This is a genomic window from Nostoc sp. PCC 7524, from assembly GCF_000316645.1.
Classification (GTDB): Bacteria; Cyanobacteriota; Cyanobacteriia; order Cyanobacteriales; family Nostocaceae; genus Trichormus.
The window spans coordinates 881,710-896,159 of the sequence record NC_019684.1 but is presented as its reverse complement, the minus strand read 5'-3'; the positions used below and the strand labels follow the sequence as shown (position 1 = coordinate 896,159).

At 42.5% G+C, this 14,450-nt stretch carries 11 protein-coding genes and 1 pseudogene; 4 read left to right on the top strand and 8 right to left on the bottom strand.

Annotated features, from left to right (window positions below; all coding sequences use genetic code 11):
- Nucleotides 1-80: 80 nt before the first annotated feature.
- From NOS7524_RS03740 to NOS7524_RS03730, 3 genes are read right to left on the bottom strand one after another with little or no spacing between them, the layout of a single operon-like run.
- A complete protein-coding gene (locus NOS7524_RS03740; RefSeq protein WP_015137137.1) occupies nt 81-2,828 on the bottom strand; it encodes a hypothetical protein in 2,748 nt (915 codons plus the stop codon).
- Nucleotides 2,776-3,153: a hypothetical protein gene (locus NOS7524_RS03735; protein WP_015137136.1), complete on the bottom strand. Its 378-nt coding sequence runs from the start codon at nt 3,151-3,153 to the stop codon at nt 2,776-2,778. The genes NOS7524_RS03740 and NOS7524_RS03735 overlap by 53 nt, the downstream gene beginning before the upstream one ends.
- Before the next feature lie 14 nt (nt 3,154-3,167).
- Nucleotides 3,168-3,764 (bottom strand): hypothetical protein, encoded by a 597-nt coding sequence (locus NOS7524_RS03730; RefSeq protein WP_015137135.1) that lies wholly within the window; start codon nt 3,762-3,764, stop codon nt 3,168-3,170.
- Nucleotides 3,765-4,184: 420 nt separating this feature from the next.
- Between NOS7524_RS03730 and NOS7524_RS03725 the strand changes: the two genes are divergently transcribed.
- Nucleotides 4,185-5,168: an SDR family NAD(P)-dependent oxidoreductase gene (locus tag NOS7524_RS03725; RefSeq protein ID WP_041555538.1), complete on the top strand. Its 984-nt coding sequence runs from the start codon at nt 4,185-4,187 to the stop codon at nt 5,166-5,168.
- Nucleotides 5,169-5,176: 8 nt separating this feature from the next.
- Here the strand turns inward: NOS7524_RS03725 and NOS7524_RS03720 are convergent, their stop codons facing one another.
- The 4 genes from NOS7524_RS03720 to NOS7524_RS03705 all read right to left on the bottom strand — a co-directional run bounded on the left by NOS7524_RS03720 (nt 5,177) and on the right by NOS7524_RS03705 (nt 11,072).
- Nucleotides 5,177-6,340, bottom strand: coding sequence for a Glu/Leu/Phe/Val family dehydrogenase (locus tag NOS7524_RS03720; protein WP_015137133.1), 1,164 nt, complete (start codon nt 6,338-6,340; stop codon nt 5,177-5,179).
- Nucleotides 6,341-6,416: 76 nt separating this feature from the next.
- Complete coding sequence (locus tag NOS7524_RS03715) at nt 6,417-8,042, bottom strand: alpha-keto acid decarboxylase family protein (protein WP_015137132.1); 1,626 nt, start codon at nt 8,040-8,042, stop codon at nt 6,417-6,419.
- A 228-nt stretch (nt 8,043-8,270) separates the two neighbouring features.
- Entirely contained in the window at nt 8,271-9,992 is a 1,722-nt protein-coding gene (locus tag NOS7524_RS03710) for a cation:proton antiporter (RefSeq protein ID WP_015137131.1), read from the bottom strand.
- A gap of 225 nt (nt 9,993-10,217) precedes the next feature.
- On the bottom strand, nt 10,218-11,072 hold the full coding sequence (locus NOS7524_RS03705; RefSeq protein ID WP_015137130.1) for an S-layer homology domain-containing protein: 855 nt from the start codon (nt 11,070-11,072) through the stop codon (nt 10,218-10,220).
- 253 nt (nt 11,073-11,325) lie between these two features.
- On the opposite strand from NOS7524_RS03705, the gene NOS7524_RS03700 reads away from it, so the two are divergent.
- On the top strand, nt 11,326-12,072 hold the full coding sequence (locus NOS7524_RS03700) for a creatininase family protein (RefSeq protein ID WP_015137129.1): 747 nt from the start codon (nt 11,326-11,328) through the stop codon (nt 12,070-12,072).
- 464 nt (nt 12,073-12,536) lie between these two features.
- Here NOS7524_RS03700 and NOS7524_RS03695 read toward each other — a convergent pair whose 3' ends face one another.
- Nucleotides 12,537-13,172, bottom strand: a complete 636-nt coding sequence (locus NOS7524_RS03695; protein ID WP_015137128.1) for a class I SAM-dependent methyltransferase — start codon at nt 13,170-13,172, stop codon at nt 12,537-12,539.
- A gap of 314 nt (nt 13,173-13,486) precedes the next feature.
- Here NOS7524_RS03695 and NOS7524_RS03690 point away from each other — a divergent pair, with 314 nt between their 5' ends.
- Both NOS7524_RS03690 and NOS7524_RS03685 read left to right on the top strand, forming a co-directional pair.
- The gene (locus tag NOS7524_RS03690) at nt 13,487-13,774 is read left to right on the top strand and encodes a Mo-dependent nitrogenase C-terminal domain-containing protein (RefSeq protein ID WP_015137127.1); all 288 of its coding nucleotides are present in this window, start codon (nt 13,487-13,489) and stop codon (nt 13,772-13,774) included.
- A 265-nt stretch (nt 13,775-14,039) separates the two neighbouring features.
- Nucleotides 14,040-14,429: pseudogene (locus NOS7524_RS03685) on the top strand (response regulator transcription factor); the annotation flags it as partial.
- Nucleotides 14,430-14,450 lie beyond the last annotated feature (21 nt).

Sequence of the window (14,450 nt, the reverse complement as noted above, 5' to 3'; positions counted from 1 at the left end):
GACAGGTGACAGGAAGAAAGATTATCAGGGTTTTTCACGCATCAAATACGAGTCCTATATATAATTTTGAATTGTAAAAACTAACTCCCACGTAACGAAGCTACTAATTGACGCGCAAATTTGGAAATTGCTTCATATTTATTGCTGTAAAGCTGCATAGCTTGTTGACGTGCTGTTTGTTCATTCGGATTGTTAGCAACTACCGCCAATTGTTCGTAGCCTGGATAGTAACGGCAGAAGGTAGGAACACCGTTATCATCTAGTAGCCATTGACTATAAACTCCTTCTTTGCGTGGAAAAAAGCTTTCGGTGGCGTTGCGTCCAATAATTTCGCGGGGATATTTCAAGATGTTGACAAAACTATCAACAGCAACTGGTTGAATCCGTCCAATTAATCGGGTGGTGAGGTTTTGTAAAATCTTGGATGCCGCTTTCGATTTGGCGATGGTGTCGGGGTCTTGGGCTGATAAAATTACCCTAATCCCCGCTTTCGCCCCGTTAGCGCACATCCTGCCAACTAAATCCGAAATTTGGTCAAATTCAAACAAAATCGGGGCTTCATCTATAAAGAATATAGAAGCTGGACTACTTAAGGCACGCCGCAATGCTGCCGAATAGGCACTCAATGATAGTACAGCTGCGTCTTCGTTATCTGAGAGATTTCGCAGTGCAAACACCACCAGCTGAGCATCTGTAGGAAAGCTGGATGGCGCAGAGATAGCTTGTCCTACACGACTAGAGAGCCAAAACCGTAAACGGAGGTGAATTTGACTGAGTGCATCCTCAACTCTGCCACTGACAGCATCTAGGCGCAGATGTTCTGGTGAACAGAAGTAAAGAAAGTCTTTTAAGGTAGGGGTTTTTTGCCAAGCTGTACTGCCGAATCCTCCCTGAATTGCCATGCGATATCTTTCTTGAATACCTGCATCGGCGAAGAAGGCACTTAAAGCCAAGTTGAGAAGGGAACGGACGGTTTGTGCTAAAAGTTGATTATCACTGGATGAGCCTAAGACCATTGTCATGAGTGCTGATTCCAGAAAAGCGGTATAATCAAGCAAGCGATCGCGCTGTTGTTCTGGATCAAGCGATCGCAAATCTGGTTGCTCGAATAAATTATTGGACTGTTTAGAAATATCAAAATAAGCGCCGTTCCCCTCCATGAACTCGGCATAGTCAGTAAAGGTAGATGTGCCATCCGGTTTGGGAAAATCCAACGCCACTACAGGAATGCCGTGGGCTAAAGCTTGGGTTAAAATCCCCGATACCAACACCGATTTACCTGCACGGGTGGTAGCAAATAAAGCCAAATTTTTATGTTGATTGAATAAGTCTAGATGTATCGGTGTACCACCTTCTTCGGCAATCAATTCAAAGCCATGTTTATCTCCGGCTTTAGTTTGTACTAAAGGCATTAACCCCGGTACTTCACTGGTTAAATACAGCTGACGACGGTTAAAGGGTTTAACTAACAATCCTTCCCAAACTATCGGCAGCGATTGTAACCAAATCTTCCAAGCATATTCAATTTCTCTGACTACCTGCGCCGGGCGTTGAAAGCAGTTTTCAATATATCTTGTGGCTTCATCTAATTTTTCCACTGTTGGGCGATGGACAAAAATTGCTAACCCCGTATAAATAGGAACTGCACCTTCATACAATTGCTCTTGAGCCGCGACGGATTTTTTTAACTTTAATTGGGCATTGACATCTATTGTTCTACTTTTTTCCTGCGCCATCAGTGCTGTCATATTTGACTGCTTCAGCACTCTTTGCAAGGTAGTTTTTACCAAAGCTGGATTTGCTGCTGTCAATTGACAAACAATCTCTGTGTCTACTACTGTTTCCCTAGCTAGTAATTCCCAGAGATATCGCAGTTGAGCAAATTTATTTGGCCAGCCACCGGGTTTTTCCAGAAAAGTCAGCGCACCAATATATTTATTGTTAACATTAACCCAACGGCGATCGGCACAAGGTACACCAGACTCCATCAGCATGGTTGTACTGTGGATATTTTCAATCAGCAATTTTGTACTAGCTAATTCTGAATAAACTTGTTCATGCAAGCCATTTTCATCCAGATTCACTAATTGGGGAATGTCTATTGCTGGTGTATCGTTAAATCTCCGCCAGATATTTGTCCACAATTCTGCTGCCGTCAGAGGTTGAATATCCAAACCCATTTTATTAGATAAAAGTTGTTCCCAACGGCAAAATCCTTGTTGGTAAGCTTTGGTAATAATACTTTCGATACGCTGGTTTTCAATCTCTGCAATATCACCCTTAAATTTCCACCACCAGCCTTCAGCTTTAGCTAACAGCTTCTCAATCCAATCATCGGCTTGGGTAGCACTGGGTTCAATCGTGTATGTCACATAAATTTGCAAGAATTTGGGCTTGCGAATCCCGGCTTTTGTTAGTTCTTGTACCCTGGCTCTTTCAGCCATTAATAGATATTTAATATCACGGGAGGGAGCGCGTCTAATTAAATCTGTTAGTTCGTCTTGTCGCTGTTGATCCGAACTAAAAGATCCCATGTGTAGTGTCATTGTTTCCCCGTCCGGGATGTCTTTTAATCCAGCTTCAATGTTATTAAATATTGGATCTATTTGTTCCTTTCTTAAGGTGGTATGAATGCCCCTACATTCAAAACCAAAAACAAAGCAGAATTTATCTTTTTGAGTTCCTTTGGTTAAAATATAAGCGCCAATATCACGCCCATCAAGGGCGATACGAAGCATGGTTGACAAATGTAACGCATCTTCAAAAGGCGTTAATCTACTTTCTTGTCCGGCGATACCGACGCTTTGTTTTCCGATTTTTTGCTTCATGGTTAACTTCCAGTAAGCTGTGATAACGAGCAAAGCCTCTTGTCCAAGTGGGAACTCCCATAAATTTGCTTAAAAAACGCCAACTTCTACCACCAGATAATATCCACCAAGTAGCAATTCCCCAACCAGCAATGAGAATTGTCCACAGCCACCTTTGAAAGTCATCTGGAAACATTCCTCCGAAGATACCATTGACAATCAAGTATGAGCTTAGGCAAATAACTGTCCAAGGAAATATTTGATCGGCAGGAATTGGCCCTAATGATGGTTGAGAGCCTAAGATTTGATTAACTGGACGAAATTCTTGTTGCCGTTCCTCAGACATAACTTATCTATTATTTATCTACTATTATCACCAATAACAAATCCTGTTAACACATCTGCAATTGTGACAGCGATAACTACTAATAGGGGAGTTCTCGCTACACTTTGCCAATCTTCGTCTTTCCGGACTGCATTGATCACACCAATCAGAGATATGGCAATATACAGTAAAAATATGCCTCGTAACACATTAAAAATTAAACTGACTGCTGTTTGGCTATTACTGTTATTTGTAGCTCCTGATGTTAATGTAGTTTTGAAAAAGTTCTCTGCCTTGCCAAAAAATTGCGCTTGTGCAGGGTAAGCAAAATAATCTAACCAAAATAAACTGAGAATGATAGCTACTGCTAATATCTGACATAATATTAGCCCTCGCTTTGGTAAATTTAACTGCTGTCCAACTTGTTGAATTACTATGGCGATTAAACTACCAAATAGCAAACAAAATAGTAAAATGGGACTTTTTAAGCTGATGACGCTTAACAATACGGCACAGGCTAACAAAAATGGTACTGATTCCACCAATTTCATCTGTAACAATTTTAATATCTTGATTGATTTATCAGTACATTGAACTAAATTTATTTTGGTATGAACACTCTGTCTAGGCATTGATAAATTTTCCTACTAATTATTCCCAATGTAAGTTTAGGCAATTGTTTAAACTTTGATAATTTAGCATGACATAACACTCGCTATTCAAAAACTTATAGGTCTTAATTTAGGATATCTATCAATACCATTACGCATTGTTAAAGCATAGTTAATAAAATCTTAACTTTAGGTTAAAATCGTCTGGATAGAGCATACACTGACAGCTTGCAAAACTGCTTTTTTGCTCAGAAATATCTTAGTCAGTAGTGAAAAATTTCAGACTTGTGTGAGCTAGTGGCTCAATATTACAGCCTGCTATTTAGTAAAAGTGAGCGATCGCCTGCAAAAGTATTCCGGAACTAGATTAATGTATAGATGGCTAAATGTCCAGTCTTTGGCATGGCACAATGGGATACATACAGTTACCAACCAGCGAGCATGAAATACCTTGAGGGAAAAGTGGCATTAGTCACAGGTGCAACACGGGGTATCGGTAAGGGAATTGCAATTGGACTTGGTGAAGCGGGGGCGACGGTATACATTACAGGGCGCAGGTTAGACAGTAACTCCGCTAGCAGTGAAAATGTTGGAGGTAGTCTGAGTGAGACGCAATCAGCTGTGACTCAAGCTGGGGGCTTATGTATTCCCGTCCAAGTAGATCATAGCGACGATGAGCAGGTACGTATACTGTTTGAACGTATCCAAGATGAGCAGCACGGACAACTCGATTTATTAGTTAATAATGCTTATGGTGGAGTCCAGGCATTAACAGCTGCTCAGGGTAAGCCATTCTGGGAAAGTGAACCACGACTTTGGGATGCTTGTAATAATGTTGGTCTACGTAGCCATTATGTAGCCAGTATTTTTGCGGCGAGGATGATGAGCCAACAACAACGGGGACTGATTTGTAATATTTCCTCCTGGGGTGGCTTGTCTTATATATTTGGTGTAGCCTATGGTGCAGGTAAAGCAGCGTGCGATCGCTTAACGGCTGATATGGCCGTAGAGCTAAAACCTGATAACATTACTGTTATTTCCCTTTGGCCAGGTATTGTTGGTACAGAACACATTTCTCGACTAGCCTCTGAAATGGAGGAGCAAAATCCTACTGACCAACAAAATTTTGTCATCAGTGAGCGATATAACTGGGAAACTCCCCTGTTAACAGGACGGGCGATCGCCAAATTAGCTTCAGAACCCAATGTCATCCGCCGCACAGGACGCGTGCAGATTGTAGCTGAATTGGCTAAACAATACAGACTTGTAGATCAAGATGGCAATTTGCCAGCATCATTGCGTTCTCTGCGGTTTCTGCTCCCCTTAGCTGTACCTGCCTTGAGAAAATATTCTTGGCTGATTCCTGATCTAAAAGTACCTTGGTCATTAATACTATTGAGTACCTTACAATCACCCAAGATTTAATAATAGCTTCAAAGTTTTCTAGCAATATTAGCGCGTTGATGAGCGAGTTCTACAGCTACCTGCCTTGGTAGCATTCCTGTTTTGGCAGATGTTTCTAACACTAGCGTAGTGTTGTGCAGAATTTTAGTGGCAACAGCCGGTAAAGCATCTGCTGGCTTACCACCGCCATACTCTACAGCCGCACAAATCACACCGCCTGCATTAGCAATAAAATCAGGCACTACCAAAATATGGCGTTCATGACATATCCTTTCTGCCTCTTCTGTCAGAGGAATATTTGCGCCGCAGATAATTAACCGAGTATTTAAGCGGTTGACATTATCAGTATGAATGACATCAGGTCTGGCAGCTGGTATCCAGATGTCACATTCGATATCAATGACGGCATCTCGATGGAGTTTATCCCCGTGGGCATATTCGATGACACTCTTACCTGATTCTTTAATAGCAATTAGTTCGTGAACATTGATACCACGAGGGTTAAATATTGTACCTTGGGAATCTGCGGCGGCAATTAGTGTTGCGCCCTCAGCAGTTAAGAACCGGGCTGCGTGTTTACCCACAGAACCAAAACCTTGAATAACAATCCGCGCCCCATGCAAATCAAGGTTACAGAACTTACTAGCGACTTCTGCACAAACACTGACACCAAAGCCAGTAGCACCAATTTCATCGAGGGGAATACCGCCCATTGCTCTGGGGAGTCCCACCGCGCGCCCAATTTCTGCTTTTATCCAAGCCATGCACTGTTCATTAGTTCCCATATCAGGGCCAGGAATGTAATCATGAATATCTTTAATGGCACGGGCAAAGGTACGGATCAAGTTTTCCTTAGTTGGTAAAGGTAATTTTGGATCAGCTAAGATTGCAGATTTACCGCCACCGTGGGGCAACTCAGCCGCCGCATTCTTCAAAGTCATGGCTCGTGCGAGGCGAAAGACTTCTTCTGTGGTGACATCGGCTGCCATGCGAACTCCGCCAATAGCCGGGCCACAAGCAACGTTATCAACAACGACAATGGCTTTTAACTGAGTAATTGGTTCATAAATATGGATAATTTTGGAGGGGCCAAGGTCATCGGCAAATTGAAAAATATTTACTGAATCACCTGTAATGGGTAGAGCTATTGATTGTTTTAGATTGGGGGAAGGTTTGGAGATTAGAGACATCATTTGGGTTTTTCTCCTTAAGTTCTGTTGGGTGGAGATGACAGCAATTGTCTTTAAATAAGCCTTTCTGCCTCCTGCCTTACCCCTTGAGGGTTTGGGCGAATAGTGTGCTTAAGTTGTGCAAAGCAGGTGAGACATCATCTGGGAGGAGGCGCACATCTAGTATGCTGAAGGTGTTACTGTCTCGTGCTGTGTGTAGAGCTTGTTGTAATTGTTTACCAGTTTCAATTACAAAGCCGTTACCGCCTAAGACTTGGGCTAATTGGGCATAGTCAATGGTGGGGATGTTGACAAATGCTGCATCCTGATGAGCCATTGCTCGCAGGGAGGCAAAGGAGCCGTTATTAATAATGATGACGATGGGATTTAATCCTAAGCGTTTAGCGGTGAGTAATTCCATCCCCGTCATTTGGAAAGCGCCATCACCAACTAATGCGATCGCTCTGCGGAAGGGATCAGCTAATTGTGCGCCAACCACACCAGGAACACCAAACCCCATGCTGGCGTAGAAGGCAGGAGCCAAAAATGATGTGCCTTCCTGGGTTTGAATATCATCGGCAGCAAATAAGGTGTCTCCTACATCAGTTACCAGTAAGGTTTTATTGTCAATAAACTGGTTGAGTTCGTAGAGTAATCCACTCATGGAAATCCGCCCCTCGGATGGTGTCACACGGGGTTTCATCGTCATGCTGTGAGATAATTCTCTGTGTGGTAAATCTGGGCTGCTAGACAAAGTATTAATGAAATCTTCAAACCTCACATTCGGGTATTCGTGATGCTTAATGGCAATTCGTTCCGATGTGGCATAAACAGTATGGCTTGGGTGGAGATGGGCAGTAAACATACCCAGATTAATATCGCTCATGAACACACCCAACATCAGTACACAGTCTGAAGCTTCCACGATTTGCTGCACATGGGTATCACCTGCTTCACCGTTGTAGATGCCAATGTATTGGCGATGACTTTCCGGAAAAACTGACTTACCTAACATTGTCGAGCAAACAGGCACACCCAATTTCTCTGCTAGTGCTATGACTTGGGGTTGCAAACCAAAGCGGTGTACTTCGGCACAAGCAAGAATCACGGGTGATTGAGCTTGATGCAGCATTGCTAGGGTTTCTGCTAGGGCTTCTGTGAGGGTATCCGGATCAGTACGCTTGATGGGTGGGGAATAGTTTTCCACCTCCTCAATCTCTGCATAAACCATATCGCGGGGAATTTCTAGGTAGACTGGACGCTTAAAGGTCATAGCGTAGTCTAAGGCACGATGTATTTTAGTATCGGCAGTTTTAGGATCTGTGAGGGTGGTAGCGTAGAGAGTGATTTCTTCGTAAACTCGTCTTTGAGTATCGAAGGTTTTAACTTTATGGTGTAGTAAGTGATGTTGTTGTCGTTCTTTGATGCCTGGTGAACCACTCAAAATCACTAAGGGGGATTTTTCAGCATAAGCACCTGCTACGGCGTTTACCATATTTAATCCACCTACACTGTAGGTAACTACGGCTAAACCCAAGCCACGAATGCGAGAATAAGCGTCAGCAGCAAAGCCAACACAGGGTTCGTGAGTCATGACTATGGGTGTAATTGGGCTGGCTGCTAGGGCATCAAATAGTGTTAAGGCGAAATCTCCAGGGATGCCAAAGGCGTGTTGTACACCTTGTTTGTATAAGATATCGAAGATATGCGGAGCTAGTTGAGGCATTTGAATTTACCTCTCCACAAATTAGGTTTATTAAGAAGGGCAGAAGGGACTTATTTAAGGTTTTTTAAACGCGGAGGGACGCGGAGGTTAACGCATTCGCCTTTAGGCGTTCCCGCAGGGTAGGGGCGCAAAGGTTGAATGACTGAGTTTGATATTTATATTGTGAATGATGGGAGAGGAAAGAAGTTGTTTTGGCAAAGAAACATAACTTTTTCAAGAAATTCTTCTTCATCTATCTGGACGGATACTGCGATATCTATCAGTACGAATATTGGTGATGACTGTATCTATTTGAGTTTTTGGTTCTCCTAATGTGGCTAGGAGGTGTGCGCCTAATTCTAGGGCGGCTTCAAATTCTGGTTGTACAACTTCTTTGGCTCCCATTTGTGTGAGGAAGTCAATTTCACGGTCATGGTGCGATCGCGCAATTATATCTAATTCTGGGGCGATCGCTAATGCTCGTTGGAGCAGTAACCGCGAACTGGCAGGATCAGGTAAGGCTATTGCTAAGGCTTTGGCTGTTTCTAAGTGGGTTTTCTCTAGCACTAATTCGGAATCAGCATCGCCAAAAATGTAAGGAATACGGTGCATTCTCAATCTTTGAATGGCGGCTTCGCTGTTTTCAATTACTAAGACTAAATAACCCTGATTGAGCAAAATATTCACAATTACTTGCCCCACTCTCCCGTAACCTGCAACTACGACATGGCCACTAATGCTTTCGGGAATAGACAAGCTTTTGGGTTCTGCAAATTGCCGCATGGATTTGGCAAACAAGGGCATCTGGGTGAGATGGTTGACTAATTTCGGGGCGATATTGAGTGATATGGGAGTTAACACCAGGGTGACGGCTGTGGTTTCTAACAGTAGAAAGTAAGTTCTTTCTGGGATGAGTTGGAGTTGTAAACCCGCTAAGGCTAAGACAAAGGAAAATTCTCCAATCTGGTTAATCCCAAAACTGGTGAGGATGGCGGTTTTAAGAGAGTAGCCAAATTTTAAAATGATGGGCATGACAATTATTGCTTTACCCAGCATGACTAAAGCCACCAGTCCCAAAACTAACCCCAAGTTCTCGATAAATACCCCTGGCTCAATTAACATCCCAATGGAGGCAAAGAATAAAGAGGCAAAGGTGTCTCTTAAAGGTAAAACTTTGGCAAGAGCATGATCTGCATAGTCAATCTCGGAAACCATTAACCCAGCTACAAATGCACCCATTTCAATCGAAAGACCAAGTTTAGCTGTCACCAAAGCCACACCTAAACACAAAGCAATCACTGTCAAGACAAATAGCTCCGTGCTTTCCGTGGCAGCAACGTTACTAATTAACTTCGGTACTATCCAACGACCAGAGGCGATCGCAGCTCCTAAAAACAGCAAAACTTTCAGTAAGGCAATACCTAATGCCAAAGCAATACTTTCCGGTTGTTTCAGTGCAGGTAAAATTGCTAACATTAAGCCAAGAGCTAAATCTTGAGCAATTAAAATAGCCAGCATTACCTGACCGTGGAGTGTATTCGTTTCGCCTCTTTCTGCTAAGGTTTTTAATACTACTGCCGTGGAAGACAGAGAAAGAACTACTCCCACAAAAATCCCTTCAGTGAAACCCCCAACCCAACCCAGCGCAATTGTTAAAGATGCCACTAAAGCCGTAGTTAACCCAATTTGCAGTAGGCTGCCTCTGATAGCAATATCCTTGACTCGTTTCAGTTCTGTGAGAGAAAATTCCACACCCAAAGCAAACAGCAAAAAAGCCACACCAATCGATGCTAAGGCTTGAATGCGCGGCACATCACTTAACAGCTTAAATCCATAAGGCCCCACTGCTAATCCAGTAGCTAAATAGCCTAGCAGCACAGGTTGGCGCAGTCTGTTGGCAACATATCCTCCCAATGCTGAAGCTCCTAGTACAGTTGTAAGATCAAGAATCAAGCCATGCTCTGCTGCCATTTCTCTCTACAGTTGATTAACTAATCAGTCCTGAGAATATATTTACGTAATTTTTGGTGTTTTAATTCATTGGCAACATGGCTGAAAATTGATAACCACAATGTATGAATCAAATTCTTTATTGTCTAATGTTACTTTGCCTGTGGTTTTAGCTTCTGCAACACTATCCCTAGTAATAGATCTATAAGAATTTGTAGTGAAGACTTAAGTCTTCACTACAAATTTTTAGCGATTTCTTCTTTTTAAAGCCTGTTCTACTGTTCCACCCTTACGGAACCGAGACAGAATGACAGCTGCTTCGGCTCGTGTCACGGCTTTTTTAGGTGCATAGATACGGGTACGGCCATAAACTCGTGCAAAGTTTCTACCACTAGCAGCATTACCTAAGTCAAAAGCGATGAAAGGAACATACCTATCGCTAATTTGATCAGTATCAGTAAAGCCTCTTGTTTTACCTATAAAGTTACGGTAGTCACGCAGAGCATTTGGATAATTTCTCAGTCTAGGATTAGAATCAAAGTTGGTTTTGAGAACAATCATCTGCTCTCGTGTCAAAATATCATCTGGTCTAAAGTTGCCATCATCGAACCCAGCCAGAAAACCAGCATTATGAGCAGCTTGAATAAATGTAAAATGGGGATGAGAGGACGATACATCAGGAAAAGCCGAACTGTTATTCTGAGGCAGACGAATTGGCTCTCGATGTAACTCATTGTAGGTTTTGACTAACCAAGCCACAAATTGACCACGAGTAACCGGTGCTTGGGGTTGAAATTCACTGGATGTGTTTTTTAACACTCCCAATTCTGCTAGTTGTTTAATCTCTTTCTCGCCGTAGACACCACTAATATCAGTAAAATTTGTTATTGTACTCTCAGCAATTAACAATTGGTAGCTCAGTATTTGCTGACAACTTGTGACAACTTTTTGGGAAGACAGACTGAGACTATTAGTGGTTTGAATGCAATTTCCTAGTTGTGGGGATTGAGCCAAAGATGAATAATTGATTCCCAGCACAACCAAAGCTACAGCAGAAGAGGCAACAGTATTGACCATACATTGAAAATGAGGATAAATCATCACATTGTCTCCACTTGTATGTGTTAAAAGTATAAAAATAACTTGGGTAAAGAGTATTGGGTATACAGATGTCGCCAATAATATTAGGACATAAACTGAATATAAAACGCCCACACTAAGAGACTTTTAACCCTATCACCTATCCCCTGTCACCTGTCCCCTGCTATTTTTTGTAAATATGTGTGAGTTAGCAAGAATATGCAATCGCAAAAAGTTGCTAGCGCCAAAATTATCTTGAGGATATTGAGTCAAAATGTTACTGCATTTAAGTACCTGGCCAGAAGTTGAAGCCTATTTGCAAACATCCCCAGGGATGATTTTTCCGATTGGTTCCACAGAGCAACATGGGCCGACGGGTTTAATTGGTACTGATGCGATTTGTGCTGAGGCGATCGCGCGGGGTGTGGGTGAAGTGACACAGGCGATCGTTGGCCCTACAATCAATGTGGGGATGGCACTACATCACACCGCCTTTCCAGGTACAATCAGTCTCCGCCCCAGTACGTTAATTCAGGTAGTCCGAGATTATGTTATCAGTCTCGCCAAAGTAGGTTTTACCAAGTTCTACTTTATTAACGGCCACGGCGGTAACATCGCCACTCTCAAAGCGGCATTCTCTGAAACTTACGCCCATCTGGAGGATTTGCAACTTTCCAACGCCTCAAAGGTGCAGTGTCAAGTTGCTAATTGGTTTATGTGCAGTTCTGTCTACCAATTAGCAAAAGAATTATACGGTAATCAAGAAGGTTCTCATGCTACCCCTAGTGAAGTAGCTGTAACTCAATATGTTTATCCAGAAGCAATTAAGCAAGCACCCCTATCGCCAGAAGTAGCGTCTGGACATAGGATTTATAGTGCTACTGACTTTCGCGCTCATTACCCAGACGGACGCATGGGTTCTAATCCAGCCTTAGCCACACCAGAACATGGTAAACAGTTTTATGAATTAGCAGTCAAAGAACTCAGCAATGGTTATTTAGAATTTTTGAACGCCGATTGATATAGCAGGGGACTTACAAAGCAAAAAATATTCCAAATGTAGGGTGCGTCAGTATGAATAACTTCTTGGTGTAGTTAGGTTTTCTCACACTGACGCACCCTACTAAAACTGTCAATTCTGGATAATTTATGTTTTGGTATTCCCCAGTCGCCATATAAGTTAGGACATCAAGCAAGCATAAAACCTTTACCCTAATGAGCTTTCAAGTCTGTCACCTGTCACCTGTCACCTGTCACCTGTCACCCTTCGGGTTCGCCGGTCGCTCATGGGGGAAACCCCCAAGACCGCGCCGGCTCACCTGTCACCTGCTTACTCTCTACCCCCCACTCCCTAGATTTTGGATTTGCGTTAGCCAAGTAGATGCAATAGAGCGAGTATTCGGGAATGAGTTCAAGCTAAAATCCCAAAGTTAAACTCTAAAATTCCTAGTCCCCAATCCCCAATCCCCCATCCCGATATTCAAGCTAAAACGACATTTGCACATCTTTTTGAGGTTTAGCTAGAATTGTCAGTAAGACAGGCCCTAATAAATAATGGTGATTCAAACATGATAGTCCCGCAGATGAGGCGAGGATTTCCCGTTGATGAGGGCTGTAGAATTTAACGCTTTGATGAGAAATTGACAATATTCGCGGTTGTTTCTCTCGTTTGGTAGTAATATCAACCAAGTAAAAGCGTCCTCCAGGAGAAAGCACCCGCGCTATTTCCTGTAAAACTTGTTCTGGTTGTTGATAATGTAAGAAACTAATTGTGTTGAACACAGCATCAAACTGACCATCACCAAAGGGTAGAGCTTCCGCTTTGCCTTCCAGAAAGATTAACCGGGGATGGTGGCGGTTACTCAGTCGTGCTAATCGCAACATATTAGGAGATAAATCTAAACCAGTACCCCGCAGTTCGGAATACTGAGTAGCTAGGCGCTCCAGCAAGCGACCAGTTCCACAACCTAAATCCAGTATATTGGCTTGCTCTGGCAAATCGACGTACTCTAAGAGCCGTTTGTGGACAGCTTTGTAAAACACAGATGGTAAGAGCCAGTCATAACTGGGGGCCCAACGGTCAAAAATTAGCTTTTTGGTACTGAGAAATTCGTTAGTCATTAGTTTTCGCAGTTTGCTTGTGCTGGCTGCTTTCAGCAATGAATTTTTAGCTGCGCCTCCCAAAAATTGAATTACAACAAAAGCCAGCCATCTCTAGCCTAGCGTTTAGGACAACAGGTATGGGGTTATTTTTTGACGAGCTTCCGTAACTCCAGAGCCGGAAAGTGTAGCTAATAGTGTTGCCAAAGATCAAAGTTATCTGTGTTAAGAACTCAAACAACAACCACGACTGCATAAAAACACAAAACCCAACCGTATTTATTTATATAAGTGCCAATACACAAAACAAGTGAGAATTATCCAGGTGATTAATTATGACCAGCGTTACTCAAGTTCTTTGCCACCATGACTTACTCTATCCTATTCGTAGATGGTTAGAAGGTACCGAAATTCATAACGCCAAACTAGCCCATTTGTTGTGCAAAGCTATTCCTGCTCAATGTCCATTTGAAAGAGATGTCAAGCTGTTTGGTCGTCAGATGTTTCACATTCCGCCCATGTGTAAATTAAATCCTCTCTATGAAGAGGTAGTGGGTTTGCGTTTCAAGGCACTTTGTTATCTGGCTGATGAGTGCGGTGAAGATATCACAACTTATTGCTAAATCATGATAATTAGTAATTTATTAACTGTAGGGTAGGTAATGTCCACAAGGTAAAAATTACCCACCCTACCAAATCTGTAATTACAGAACTACGGTTGTTACTTACGCAAAAGTATACTAAGCTAACTTACAGCTATTTAGATGTCCATATAATTGGCTAGCACGGCACAGTGGCAGTAATCAGACTATGTGCAATCGGTAATAAGCCCAGAGTATAGGCATCTCATCGCTTTAACCCTGCCTTATTACTTTTGCCAAATAATATATGACCCACATCTTGCTAGTTGAGGATGAAGTCAAACTAGCCCGGTTTATAGAATTAGAACTAAATTATGAAGGGTATCAGGTGAGCGTCGCCTACGATGGCTTAACTGCTATGTTGGCAGCACGGGAATTACATCTAGATTTAATTATTTTAGATGGGATATTACCGGGTGTATCGGGCTGGGAACTTTGCCAGCACTTGCGAAGTATAGGTAATAAAGTGCCGATAATTTTATTAACGGCTAAAGATGAACTGAGCGATGGGCTACGCCCTACCGTAGGCGATCGCATTACCGATTTAGATATTGGTGCGGATGATTATATAGTTAAACCCTTCACCGTTGAGGAATTATTAGCTAGAGTCTATACTCATTTACGAAAAAACAAGGAAAAATAGCGTTTCTCCTATAAA